Consider the following 11965-nt stretch of genomic DNA (forward strand, 5'->3'; position numbering starts at 1 on the left):
AAACAAATAATACCTAAAGATTCCTAGTGTTACGAGCTTATAAGCTGGTAATGCTGATATCTTTAGGTATTTTTTTATGAGAAAAAAGTAAGAACAAAATTCATCCACGCCGTTTTTTTATTTTTCTAGCGGGCTAGCACACAACGATTGATATGATCATTAATACAAGTTTGTAAACTAATCCGTTCACCTTTTTCATCTAACATGCGTGGTAAAACGTCGTCTTTTAAGTCATTGGCATTATATCCTTCATCCGTCACATCAACGACCTCGTACACATGATATGTTTTTTGCTTACCATTATCATCATAAACAGTGATCGGCGCTCCTACATAAAGCTCCATTACCGTCGCAAAATCACCGGGATTATGTCCAATAAAATGTGTTGGTGCACTATCGTCCACAAGCCCTTTTCCAAGCCAAGTAGCGGCTCCTTCATCAGGAGCAGAATTAGCACCTGTCGCATGCGAATAAGAAATTGTCTGACCGTTAAACTGGATAACTGAAGTAAACTTGTCAGATGACTTCAAATCATCCTTTGTTGTAGGTGAAGCTAGACTCTCAGCAGAACTTTCTTTTTGCGGCGTTTTTGCCGTATTGGGTGCTGTTGTCTTTTTCAAACTATTTTGAAGAGACAGTGGCTGTTCTAATTTTTCCGCGTGACTACTCGTGCTGGAAACAATTTCTACTACTACTTCTTTTTTAGCAGTATTTCCTGCCTGATCTTTTGCGCTTATCACCACAGTCTGCTTACCAACTTTATTTGTATCAACTGCGCTAATTTTACTTTTATTTAAGGAAATAATTCCATCAACCGTGTCATAAATTGAGAAATAGTCCGCCCAATCAATTTTGGTATTGTGGGGAATGACTAAGGCTTTTTTTTGTTTGATAATAGGTTTTGTTTGATCAACGATTCGAACCGTAATCTGCCGGGTAATGACTTCATCAAATTGAATATAAACCTTAATTGGGACCTCATAAGTTCCTGGTTGCATATTCTGGATGAATTCTAAATTAGGGACATCTACTTTTGTCACGCGGGGAATTTTATTGACATGGGCTGCTGCAAGTAAGGCCTCTTTCGTCACGACTTCTTTGGCGCTAGCGTCAAATGTTACATTTTCGACTAATACTTGATCCAAGCGTCGCTTGGCACTTGCATAAACTTTAAAAAAGCTAATACTAACAACTATCAGACAAAGCAACGTTAAACTCGCCAGTAGCAATTCGCGTTTTTTCATGAGTTCCACCACCCTTCAACTTCTCGGTTTGTTTTTTTATGGTCACAAAAAATAAATTTTATTATTTTTAAAGAATAAAATAATATTATTTTCCCATTGCTATTCACCATTATTATAAAGGCTATCGTCTCATTAAGTTACCTCATATGCACTCTTTTTTCAATTAAATAACCCTCATTTTATGAACGCAATTACGTCATTTAATTAATACCTATTTCATTATTTTAATGTAACGCATGTTTTTTATTCAGCAGATTTTGGGACTAGAGACATTGGCTTGAATTGTCTTTCAAAAAATTCGGCTTCTGGCCTGTAATTGCTGTTACTCTGTTTATCTAAATACACCAGTTAAAGGGTAGAGTATTATTCGCACAATTTAATTGGTCGTGTTAAAATCAACTTACATATGATTAAACAGTCATATGTAAGTTTTTTATTTTTTACCTCTTTATAAAAATGTGCTTAATATTTATCGAATGAAATTGGAGGTCATCCTTATGCATGAGCATCATTTACACACACCCACCACAAAAACTAAACGCGCTTTTAAAATTGGAATTATTATTAATCTCTTATTTGTTGTAATTGAGACTATTTTTGGTTTTTCGGCCAACTCTTTGTCTTTAGTCGCCGATGCCGGTCACAATTTAAGTGATGTTTTAGGACTAGTTATTTCGTGGATCGCAATCTTGTTAAGCGCCCGTCCACGAACAGCAACTAGAACTTACGGCTACAAACGCAGTTCTATTTTAGCGGCCCTATTTAATGCTATCTTTTTATTAGTGGCTATTGGTGGCATCTTAGTTGAGGCCATTTCTCGTTTGCAAAATAGTCAACCCGTTGCTGAAAATAAGGTCATTCTAGTAGCTTTAGTTGGAATTATTATCAATGGTTTTACTGCCTACCTCTTTATGAAAGACCAGCAACACGACTTAAATGTAAAGGGCGCCTTTTTGCATATGGCAGCTGATACATTAGTTTCTGTTGGCGTTGTCCTAGCAGCTATTATCGTTAAATTTACCAATTGGTTCTGGCTAGATCCTGTCATTAGTTTAATCATTGCTGGGATTATTTTTATCGGTACTTGGGGATTACTAAAAGGTGCTGTGAACTTATCTTTAGATGCTGTTCCAGAAGCTGTAGATTATGATGAAGTTAAAAAATTTATTGAAAATAAGCCAACCGTATTAGCCATTCACGATCTTCATATTTGGGGATTAAGCACCACCGAAAATGCACTAACAGTCCACGTTTGTCGTGATACGTTAGCAGATAACAATCAATTTTTGGAGAACTTGGATCATGAGCTGACGAAAAATTTTGTCTTATCTCATATTACAATCCAAGTTGAACTTGGAGAAATCAGTGATGAATCGGTGAAACATAGTATTTAATCAAAAGAACTGCCTGAATCACACTATTTGTGTGAATCAGACAGTCCTTTTTTAATCTTCTTTTGGTACCGGTTGTAGTACGCCATCGGTCATCTTCAAGACCCGGTCACTCCACTGCGTCATGCGTGGATCATGGGTGACCATGATCGTAGCTTTTTTATTTTGATGGGCTTCTTTTACCAATAATTTTACTACTTCAAAGGCGTGATCCGTATCCAAAGAAGCAGTCGGCTCATCTGCCAAAATCACGCTTGGATCATTATACAAGGCCCGTCCAATTGCAACCCGTTGCCGTTCACCGCCAGATAAGTCGCGGGGATATTTATCCTTTAGGTCAAAAATATCCAATGAACGTAAAATTGTTTCGACCTTTTCTTTGTCCAAATTAGATTTTTTAACTTTATCTACTAAGAAAAATTGTTCCTCGATTTTTAAAAAAGGAATTAAATTAGATGCTTGTAAAATAAAGCCGATTTCTTTGAAACGCAGTTGACTACGTTTTTTTTCATTTAGATTCGTAAAATCATGTCCATTGATTAAGATGCTCCCACTAGAAGGTGTCTGTAAGCCACCAGCAATGGTCAAAAAGGTGCTTTTCCCAGAGCCCGAAGGACCAATAATCGAGACAAATTCTCCTGGTTGAACAGCAAAATCAATTCCTTTTAAAGCGGTAATTTGTGTATGTCCGCTACCAAAAACTTTTTTGACATTATTCATTTCTAAAGCATTTTCCATATTCTTAACCTCCAATGGCTGTAATTGGATCGACTTTGGTCACTGTTCTAATTGAGAACAAACCACCAACAACAGCTACAACTAACAAGACGACACCGTATAACAACCAATCATTTACAACAATTTGAAACGGCATCGCACTTGGTAAAATCAGACTCGTTAAAAAGGCTAATAAAGCAGCTCCTAGCACCCCCATCACACCTACCATAAAGGATTGTGCAATAATTGATTTTGCGATAAAGCTAGTAGAAATACCTTCAGCTTTCATAATCCCAAAGGTCGCTGTCTTTTGCAGTGTCATCACGTACATGAAAATACCGATTACGGCAGCCACAACAATAAATAAGAAATAAATCATCCCATTCAAAGTTAAGTTTTGCGCAGAATAACCTGGAATTGCTTCAATAAAATCTGCCAAAGCTAGTGAATCCAGATCTTCTTTTTGTTCTGATGTAAAAGTAGGACGCCCTTTTTTTACTAAAATTCCATTAATTGGCGTCTTTGTTTTATCTTGTGGAATTTGACCATTGTATTTTACATTAACAAATGTTGCCGTATCAGAATAAATAACTGGCGTAACTGTGTAATACGTCGCTTTGAAAATTCCAACGATCGTTAATTTTTCTTCGTATTTGCCAATCGTGATCTTATCGCCAATCTGATAACCCTCATCCGCTAAATTTTGCGAAATAATAATATCATTTTTCTTTAGATTGCGATTACCTTTAGTGACTTTGGGTAACATAAACGCATCTGCGTCAGTTCCAAATAGCGTAATATCGGTAGTTTTTTTATCTAATTTTGCAGCACCATTATAAATACTAATGGGCGCCTTCTTGCTGGTGGTAGCTACGTCATTAAAATCTTGTAACGTCAACTGGGAAGCATTTAGTGACTTATTCGCATCTTTGGCTAATACTACCGTGTCGGCCTGCCAGTCACCTGCTGCTTGCATAAATTCTTGTGCCAATCCCGACGCTAAGCCCGACAACAAGAAAACTACGTAAGAAACTAGCAGCATAATGCCAATGATTAGGCCATAGCGTAACTTCGCATAGCGCATTTCTTTAATTGCTAAAAACATATTCATCATCCTTTATTTACAATTTCATTAAGTACGGTATTCACTTTAAATGCTCAGTAACACTTTGTCACTAATTCTGCTTGCCAATTGCAAATTACTTAATATTTTCTTAATATTTATAAATACATGTGAAGTTCAATCTGCGCATAACACAAATGATTTCTAAAAATTTCCTGCAATTTATTTTCTGGTGTTTTGCCAACTTTAGTTTTACAACTATTCGAGTGTGAAATCTGACATGACGATATTTGTTGTAGAGCACTTTATTCTTGTCAAGATTTTATATTTTCTTATAGTCAAAAAAACAGATACCTGCTTTAAAAAATAGCAAAATTACTATTTTTAGCTGCAAATACCTGGTTTAATCTGAACTATTTTATTTTTGTTGAATACCCTGTTTAAGCCATTTAATCCGTAATTGGTAGACATCTACCAATTCTTTTTCACCCCAGTCATTTACAATAAAGGCAGTCAATACTTCCATCACTAAATCCATAATTAAAAATAACAATTCTTGACTTTCTGCTAGCGTATCCAAGCTAATATCGTTCTTGATCAAAAGCTCTTGCCATTGCAAAACCATCGCATTCTGACCGTTATTATGACTATTGCGCTTGGCAAAAATGGTAGGATTGGCTGTTAACAACTGGATTTGTTGCCATTCTTTTGCTGTTTTATCTACTCCTGCGATTTTTTTCAAATAGGTTTTAATCCCGGCAAACAAATCATCTGACATCGTATAAACAAAAGTCAAAATTTCCCGATGAACAGCAACTGAAGCTTTTTGCACCACATATTGGTGCGCATCTTCCAAATCATTAAAATATTTATAAAACGCTCCCCGTGACATCCCCATTTTTTCAACAATTTCAGATACTTTCACCTGAGAAATGTGACGGTTGTAAAAAGTTGCCAATAAAATCATTTCAATTTTTTCCTGTTTATCAACAGTTAAATTCAAAAAAGTAGCTTTTGGCATCTCATCCCCTCCGTTATTTACCTAACTCTCGACTTTTTTTGGTTGCGGCACTCACAGCTTTCATTGCTGCAGCACGTAGCCCTTCTGTCTCTAATACTTTTACGCCGGCAATTGTCGTTCCACCAGGTGAAGTGACGCGATCTTTTAAAACAGCTGGATGTTCTTTTGTTGCCACTACCATTTTTGCGGCACCAAGAACCGTTTGTGCTGCAAATTCATAAGCCGCTTCTCGCGGCATTCCCTCAAAAACGGCACCATCAGCTAACGCCTCAATAAACAGATAAACAAACGCCGGTCCGGAACCACTTAGCCCCGTTACAACATCCATCATTTTTTCAGGCACAGCCACGGCTTTGCCAAAACTACTAAAAATCGCCAAAGTTTGCGCTAATTCTTCCTCGGTAACGTTTTGATTGGCACAAACAGCTGACATCCCCTCACCAACTAAGGCCGGTGTGTTAGGCATCACCCGTAAAATTTTCTGGTCTTCTCCAAGATAATCAGCGATTGTCTCTATTGTAACTCCTGCAGCAATACAAATTACTAATTGCTCTTTTTTAATAACTTTGGCTACTTGCGGTAAAACTTTAGGTAAAACATCTGGCTTAACTGCGAAAATGATACTATCACTTTTTTTAATTAACGTATCAGCAGCTTGAAGTGTTCTCACACCAAAATCTTTATTGATTTTTTCTAGGGTAGGCGCATATGCATCATAGACAAAGATATCAGCTTTATCATATAGCTTTGCCTGTAATAGTCCCAAAAGCATCGCCTGCCCCATATTTCCCCCACCATAAAACCCAATTGTTCCCATTTCCTTCACCCTCTCTTTGCTTTAAGTTTGCTATATTTTTTCATAAAAAGCTACTGTCAGGTGAATTTTTATTTGCTATGTACATCATAAAAAACATCCTATAAAACACGATTAACTTAAAACTTCATTACCTAGTTTTAAGCTAATCGTGTTTAAAAGACGCCTTATGGATTATTTTTTTTTGAAATGCGCGGTGTCTTTCCAGCTTCAATTTCAATATGGTAGCTTTCTCCATTAAAAATAGTATTAAAAGCCAGACGTTGCCATGATTTTGGTAATTTGGGAGTGACTTGCAACTGGTTGTTTTTCACAGACAAACCACCAAATCCTTTTATAGCTGCTAGCCACGCCCCGCCGTTAGCAGCAGGATGGGTACCACCAATATAAATTGTTCCCGCATATTGTTTTGTCTCTCCAGTTAAGTCAACAGTGGCCGTTTTCATAAAATAAGGATAGGCCCAGTCTTGATTATCAAACTGGCAAGCAACTAAAGCATAGATACAAGCACTCAATGAAGATCCATGTTCGGTTCTTGGCTCGTAGTATTCCCAATTTTTTTGAATTTCACTTTTCGTGTAGTCTTCGCCAAATAGATGCAGCATAAAAATAACATCTGCCTGCTTAATAACCTGGGTATCTGCAGCAACACCATATGCGCCACCCCAATACTCTTTGTCATCTAGCAACCGCTTTCTTACTGCTGTAACCGAAACATCTTCTAAAGAAAAATAATTGTCAAATTGTTCGATTATTTCTGCATCATTTGGCTGTGGTACATAAATTTCATTATAAAATCGTTGAAATTTTTCTTTATCTATTTCCATTAATTCTGTTGCCGTTAAAATTTCAGCCAAATCTTCTGGCGCATTTTCAGCTAACATTTCCCATAAATCCAAAGCAATTTTCATTGTTTTTTGTGCAAGTTTATTGGTATAGGCATTATTGTAAACTCGTTCATGATATTCGTCTGGCCCGATTACATCAATTAATTCAAAGCGATTTTTTTCGACTTTATAATACGCATAAGAATAATAAAATTTGGCACATTCAAAAATAACTTGTGCACCACCTTTTAAAAGCAGTTCTAAATCCTTTGTATATTCATAGTATTGCCAAAAAGCATACGCAATATCACCAGAAATGTGAATTTGTTTATCCCGAAAATAAGTTCGCATTGGCCGCTTGGTAAACACATCGACCACATTGTAATCAGATGTTGCATCTTGACCTAATTCTTGACTTTCCCATGCGTAAAAAGCACCATTAAATCCGTACTCTTTTGCTTTAGCTAATGCGCCAGGAAGTGTATAAATGCGATACGATAAAATATTTTTAGCAACTTCTGGCAAAACATGCATAAAAAATGGGAGCATAAACATTTCAGTATCCCAAAAAATTGCACCCTTATAGGTTTGCCCAGATAAACCACGAGCTGGGATAGAAACCGGATCGGAATGTCTCGGTGCAATGGATAACAAGTGATAAAGACTATATCGAATTGCCTCTTGGGCTTTACTGTCGCCATCAATTTCTACATCCGCTTTTTCCCACAGACCTTTCCAAATCTGCGTATGTTCTTTTTTCAAACTAGCAAAGTCCATTGCAAAAGCCACATCTAATTCTTTTTTGGCAGCCTCTTTGGGATTTTGACAGTCATTAGCATTAAAAGTTGTTGCAAAAATATGAAAAGTTATCGGTTCAGGCGTTAGCGTGACCTCATAGTAGGCAAACTGCCCCTCTTTTTTTAAACAATTCAGTTTAGAAGCATTCACTGCTTGTGCTACTGTAATATTTTTGTGTTCCCTTTGCGTTTTGGCTGACAAAATAATCTGATCTGCTAAATCTTCTGTTTCAAAATTGATCAAATGTGGGCCATTAATATCCCAAACTGCTGTATCAATCCCAATTTTCACTTGTAATGTTATTGGCTTTTCAGCAGCTAGCGTTATCTCGTCTGCCATTAAATGCAGTCGCTTCATATGCAAAAAACGTTCAGCTTGAAGAGTGATCGTGTTTTCGTTATAAGAAAAAGCAGTTTTTCTTATATGCAAACCTTGTTGATAGTCTAATGTCTGCTGATGAAATGACGGTTTTAGCGTTAGTAAGCTGATTTCAGTTGCTTGGTCAAAAATCTTAAAAAATAGGCCATTTGGTGCATTTACTGGTTCACGCCATTTATCTCCGACTTGATCATACAAGCCTAAAATAGTATTTGCAGCTAATTGTTCAGCACCATACTCTTCCATTGTACCGCGATAGCCCATATAACCATTTGCCAAGAGAAACTTATTGCCATTTGAAACAATTTGGTTAGGATCATAACCTGCTCTAACTTGCCAAGACATCTAAGTTCCTCCTAATAGTTTCTTTTAATTTCATAGACTTCATCATTTAATGTAACAGCTTTATCATAGAGACTTAATGTGATATCAGGACCAGTAATTTTGGTTAATGAAACGAATTTTTGGCTTACTTTGACGGCAATCAATGCGTTTTTGTAGGTAAACTTAAATTCATAATCATGCCAATTTTCCGGAATAGTTGGATTTAACTGAAGTATTGGACCATCCGTTCTAACACCGCCAAAGCCATAAACGATATTCATCCAAGCTGCTGCAATAGAAGTTGTATGCAAACCTTCTCGTGTATTGCGATTATAATTATCCAAATCCATACGGGTTGCAAAACCAAAAAATTCGTATGCCGCCTCGTTTTTTCCCAATTCCGCTGCTAAGATAGAGTGGATTGAAGGTGACAATGACGACTCATGGATCGTTTTGGGTTCATAAAACTCATAGTTGACTTTCTTAGATTCAAAAGAAAAATCTTGATTATACAAAAATTGAAACATTAAAACATCCGGTTGTTTGATCATGTCATTACGATAAATGCGATCATAGGACCAATGATGATACAACGGAAAATCTTCAATTGGAATTTCTTGAATATCAAGATGTGGCAATTTGAAAAATCCATCATGCTGTTCAATCACGCCATCTTCTCTTATTAACATCAGTGTTTTATCTGCGCACAATTTCCATAACTCTTGTTCTTCTTGCGTCAATTGCAATTCACTGATTAACTCTATTTTTCTTTCAGGTTTTACTCTTGCAATCTCACTTAACGTTTGTAACGTATATTCAAATGTCTTTTTAGCCATGTAATTCGTATAACCATTATGATTTACCATCATTTGAAATTCATCCGGCCCCATCACACCAAAGAAGCCAAATTCTCCAGTTGGACTAAAATCACCCCGGCTAGCCAAAAAGCGACATATTTCAATTAACATTTCAATTCCATGACCGTATAAAAATTCTGTGTCGTCTGACAAATTCATATAATGAAAAATACCATAAGCGACGCCGGTACTTGGCTGAAACTGAAGACTGGCATGTTGCCACAGATCACTTGCTTCATGACCGTTTAATGTTGCAATCGGATAACAAGCCCCCTTACAATCCAATTCAGTTGCTCGCAGTCGTGCTTGGGACAATGTCTCATAGCGAAATTCTAATAAATTTTTTGCTGCATCTAAATTGTTCAACAAATAAAATGGTAAACAACAAGTTTCTGTATCCCAAAATGCCAATCCCCCATAGGATTCACCTGTTAAACCTTTTGCGCCAATATTGTTGGTTTTATTTTGTCCATGATACGTCTGTTGTAATTGAAAAATACAAAATCGAATCCCTTGTTGATTCAGTTCATCCCCATTAATGGTAATATCATATTTTTCCCAAACTTTCTTCCAATAGACTTTTTGATTAATCTTAGTTTGCTCATAGCTAATTTGTTGTTGTCTTTGACTGTCACGAATACCTTTTTGCCATAATTTTTCTGTCGCAATAGGAGTTTTGCTGACAATATTGTTCACGTGTTTTTCTACTTCAAAACAATTATCACGACTAAGTTTAACGTTAAACTTACGACCGATAAATTTATCCCTCGTCACGACTTCACTTGACAGGGATTGATTGTTTTTTAGATAAAAGCCACTAAAAACTTTTTGTTTGGTTGTTAGCGTTTCTCCTAGAATTCCAGTCGTTTCTCCAACTGTATCTTTTTTTATTTCTCGCCAAAAATTTTGTCCTTGTGAAACATGTTCACTATTAAAGTCAGCCCCTAATGTAAGCTCCAACTCTACGTTCTCGGCTTTAGTACATACAGAGATTTTTTGATAGCCCCATTGTGCTTGCTCCATATCCAAAAATCGTTCGAACTTAAAGAATACTTCTTTATCTGTTCCTGTTGTAATCTGGAAACTCCGAGTTAAAATACCACTACGTAAATCCAGTTCACGGTAATAATCCCTAACAGCAACACGATTTAAATCCAAACGTTGTCCATCAATGATAATTTCCGTCTTTAACCAGTCAACTGCATTTACCATAAAATGACTACGTTTAACAATTCCCTTATACTGTACCCGATTTTCTTCCGGACTATTTTCATAAATGCCATTAAAATAACTGCCGAGTAAAGTAGCGCCAGAAAAACCTTCTTCAAAATAACCTCTGACGCCCATATATTCATTTCCTAATGCAAAAATCGCCTCTGAAACTTCGCTCCGATTTTTATCGAATCCTTTTTCGGCAATCTTCCATAGATCTAATTGGTAATAAAGATCTGCCACTTTTGCCATTTCTTCACTTCCTATTTCTTATTTTTATGTTCATAAACGGTTTTTCGAATCACCAATTCGCTATTCAAATTGAATACTTCTGAATCTTTTTTTGTACCATCAATAACGGATACTAAAATTTCCATTGCCTTTTGTCCTTTGGCAAGCTGATCTAGTCTCACAGTTGTTAATGGTGGGTCATTTAAGGCCGCATATTTAATATCATCAAAACCAATAACAGAAATTTTTCGTTCATAAAAGATCTTATTTTCCTTAAGAAAATGAATCAACTGCATTGCCAAGTAATCCGCTGTAACCAAAATAGCTGTAAAAGATTCGCTAGTAGACAACAATAAATCAAAGTCTTCTTCTGTAAAAATTAATTTTTCATCAACATCGATACCATGCGCATTGAGTGCTGACATATAGCCAATGTAACGCTGTTGCACAACGCCAGATTGCGTCAAATCAAAATCATAAGATAAAAATGCAATTTGTTCGTGTCCTTTTTGGATCAAATATTCTGTTGGTTTGTAAGCTGCATTAAAATCATCTGTATTCAAAAAGTACCGATCAGGATATTCGTGCAAATTATTGTAGACGCGCTCGTCAATATGCGTATCAATAAATACAATGGGAACGCTGATGCTTTCATTAATCAACTCGAAGAATGCTTGATTGAAACCAACGGCGATTAAACCATCAAACTTCCAATTTTTTTGAATATCTTCAATATCTTGTTGAGAGGTAATATTATGAATCAACGTAAAAAAACCTTTTTCTTTTGCAACACGTTCAATACCTTCTAAAACTTCAGAAACAAAAGGATCTGTGAAATCTAGACGGGGACGTTCAGAAAAATACAACAAGCCGATTAAATGTGAAGATGACTGAACTAAAGCACGTGCATTCATATTAGGAGAATAGTCATACTTTTTAATAATTTGATTAATCAGCTCTTTTTTCTCATCTGAAACACGATTAGCCTTATTATTGATTACATTTGAAACAGTTGTCACGCTCACTCCTGCTTCTTCTGCAATTTTTTTTATGGTGATTTTCATGTTTCTTCGCCCTTTCTTTTTTCA

At 36.2% G+C, this 11965-nt stretch carries 9 protein-coding genes; 1 reads left to right on the plus strand and 8 read right to left on the minus strand.

Annotated features, from left to right (window positions below; translation table 11 throughout):
- Nucleotides 1-125: 125 nt before the first annotated feature.
- On the minus strand, nucleotides 126-1244 hold the full coding sequence (locus P3T75_RS11685) for a sortase domain-containing protein (protein ID WP_282461681.1): 1119 nt from the start codon (nucleotides 1242-1244) through the stop codon (nucleotides 126-128).
- A gap of 497 nt (nucleotides 1245-1741) precedes the next feature.
- Between P3T75_RS11685 and P3T75_RS11690 the strand changes: the two genes are divergently transcribed.
- Complete coding sequence (locus P3T75_RS11690) at nucleotides 1742-2638, plus strand: cation diffusion facilitator family transporter (protein ID WP_282461682.1); 897 nt, start codon at nucleotides 1742-1744, stop codon at nucleotides 2636-2638.
- A gap of 51 nt (nucleotides 2639-2689) precedes the next feature.
- Here P3T75_RS11690 and P3T75_RS11695 read toward each other — a convergent pair whose 3' ends face one another.
- The 7 genes from P3T75_RS11695 to P3T75_RS11725 all read right to left on the minus strand — a co-directional run bounded on the left by P3T75_RS11695 (nucleotide 2690) and on the right by P3T75_RS11725 (nucleotide 11941).
- A complete protein-coding gene (locus P3T75_RS11695; protein WP_206902209.1) occupies nucleotides 2690-3373 on the minus strand; it encodes an ABC transporter ATP-binding protein in 684 nt (227 codons plus the stop codon).
- A 4-nt stretch (nucleotides 3374-3377) separates the two neighbouring features.
- Nucleotides 3378-4457 carry an ABC transporter permease gene (locus tag P3T75_RS11700; protein ID WP_282461683.1) on the minus strand — a complete coding sequence of 360 codons (1080 nt, stop codon included), beginning with the start codon at nucleotides 4455-4457 and terminating at the stop codon, nucleotides 3378-3380.
- Between the two features lie 376 nt (nucleotides 4458-4833).
- Nucleotides 4834-5436: a TetR family transcriptional regulator gene (locus P3T75_RS11705; RefSeq protein WP_230710354.1), complete on the minus strand. Its 603-nt coding sequence runs from the start codon at nucleotides 5434-5436 to the stop codon at nucleotides 4834-4836.
- 13 nt (nucleotides 5437-5449) lie between these two features.
- Nucleotides 5450-6253 (minus strand): pyrroline-5-carboxylate reductase, encoded by an 804-nt coding sequence (proC, locus tag P3T75_RS11710; RefSeq protein WP_282461684.1) that lies wholly within the window; start codon nucleotides 6251-6253, stop codon nucleotides 5450-5452.
- A gap of 164 nt (nucleotides 6254-6417) precedes the next feature.
- Complete coding sequence (locus P3T75_RS11715) at nucleotides 6418-8598, minus strand: glycosyl hydrolase family 65 protein (protein ID WP_282461685.1); 2181 nt, start codon at nucleotides 8596-8598, stop codon at nucleotides 6418-6420.
- Nucleotides 8599-8609: 11 nt separating this feature from the next.
- The gene (locus P3T75_RS11720; protein WP_282461686.1) at nucleotides 8610-10898 is read right to left on the minus strand and encodes a glycoside hydrolase family 65 protein; all 2289 of its coding nucleotides are present in this window, start codon (nucleotides 10896-10898) and stop codon (nucleotides 8610-8612) included.
- An 11-nt stretch (nucleotides 10899-10909) separates the two neighbouring features.
- Nucleotides 10910-11941 carry a LacI family DNA-binding transcriptional regulator gene (locus P3T75_RS11725; protein WP_282461687.1) on the minus strand — a complete coding sequence of 344 codons (1032 nt, stop codon included), beginning with the start codon at nucleotides 11939-11941 and terminating at the stop codon, nucleotides 10910-10912.
- Between the last annotated feature and the right edge of the window lie 24 nt (nucleotides 11942-11965).

The sequence above is a fragment of the Enterococcus montenegrensis genome (genome assembly GCF_029983095.1).
Taxonomy (GTDB): domain Bacteria; phylum Bacillota; class Bacilli; order Lactobacillales; family Enterococcaceae; genus Enterococcus_C; species Enterococcus_C montenegrensis.

What these genes read in the sequence shown, in the direction of transcription:
- P3T75_RS11685 (WP_282461681.1), bottom strand. Translation starts at nt 1,244, where the DNA reads ATGAAAAAACGCGAATTGCTACTGGCGAGTTTAACGTTGCTTTGTCTG.
- P3T75_RS11690 (WP_282461682.1), top strand. Translation starts at nt 1,742, where the DNA reads ATGCATGAGCATCATTTACACACACCCACCACAAAAACTAAACGCGCT.
- P3T75_RS11695 (WP_206902209.1), bottom strand. Translation starts at nt 3,373, where the DNA reads ATGGAAAATGCTTTAGAAATGAATAATGTCAAAAAAGTTTTTGGTAGC.
- P3T75_RS11700 (WP_282461683.1), bottom strand. Translation starts at nt 4,457, where the DNA reads ATGTTTTTAGCAATTAAAGAAATGCGCTATGCGAAGTTACGCTATGGC.
- P3T75_RS11705 (WP_230710354.1), bottom strand. Translation starts at nt 5,436, where the DNA reads ATGCCAAAAGCTACTTTTTTGAATTTAACTGTTGATAAACAGGAAAAA.
- proC (WP_282461684.1), bottom strand. Translation starts at nt 6,253, where the DNA reads ATGGGAACAATTGGGTTTTATGGTGGGGGAAATATGGGGCAGGCGATG.
- P3T75_RS11715 (WP_282461685.1), bottom strand. Translation starts at nt 8,598, where the DNA reads ATGTCTTGGCAAGTTAGAGCAGGTTATGATCCTAACCAAATTGTTTCA.
- P3T75_RS11720 (WP_282461686.1), bottom strand. Translation starts at nt 10,898, where the DNA reads ATGGCAAAAGTGGCAGATCTTTATTACCAATTAGATCTATGGAAGATT.
- P3T75_RS11725 (WP_282461687.1), bottom strand. Translation starts at nt 11,941, where the DNA reads ATGAAAATCACCATAAAAAAAATTGCAGAAGAAGCAGGAGTGAGCGTG.